Genomic DNA, 700 nt, shown 5'->3' on the forward strand with positions numbered 1-700 from the left:
CTCGTTGTCGGCGGGTGCCGGAAGTCGTCCACCACCACGTACAGCAGCTCCGAAGGCGCCTGCTGCGACAGCACGTTGACCGCGGCGCGGTAGTCGGTGCCGTGCGCGTCACGCAGGTGGATCTGGTAGTGCGGGGTGTCGGTGGCGCCTTCCCGGCGCCGGTCCACGGCGGTGGCGGCGAGCACGCCGTAGTTCTTCAGGGGCATCGGTGAGGTCCTCCCGCCTGCGGTGGTCTCCACCGTTATGCCGTACGGACCGGGGCGGGTGCAGCGAAATCCCCCGATGTTCACCCGCTACCCGGGGATCCGCCACTGCTGGGCCTTGTTGTCGCGCGTGCAGGTGGTCATGGTGACCTTCTTGCCCGCGCCGTTGTCGGTCAGACAGTTGGTGCTGCTGTAGTCCTTCAGGTAGACGCTGCCCGAGCCGGTGTCGACCACGGTCCAGCTGATCAGGACACTGAACCCCGGATTCAGTTCGGCCACCTTGGTGTCCATGTTCTGAATCAGGTTCGGCTTGCTCATGTTGCAGGGGTGCCAGGTGTACCAGCCGCCCGGGTCGGGGTCCGACCGTATCCAGCCGAACTCGGTCGGCCCGCCCATCACGGCGGCCGTACCCCCGACCGGATCGCCGGCCAACCCGAGCTTCATTCCGCTGCCCACGCCGGTGATGTAGCCCCAGCCCGCACCGCCGCACCCCGCCG

Annotated in this window: 2 protein-coding genes; both read right to left on the bottom strand. The window is 68.1% G+C overall.

The window, feature by feature from the left end; translation table 11 throughout:
- A partial coding sequence (locus tag ABD323_RS42905; protein WP_344447463.1) for a DUF2278 family protein occupies window positions 1-206 on the bottom strand: 206 nt, incomplete at its 3' end.
- A gap of 87 nt (window positions 207-293) precedes the next feature.
- The coding region (locus tag ABD323_RS42910; protein ID WP_344447464.1) for a hypothetical protein at window positions 294-700 on the bottom strand (407 nt) is incomplete at its 5' end.

Origin of the sequence: Kitasatospora nipponensis, assembly GCF_039528135.1 — a bacterium.
GTDB lineage: Bacteria > Actinomycetota > Actinomycetes > Streptomycetales > Streptomycetaceae > Kitasatospora > Kitasatospora nipponensis.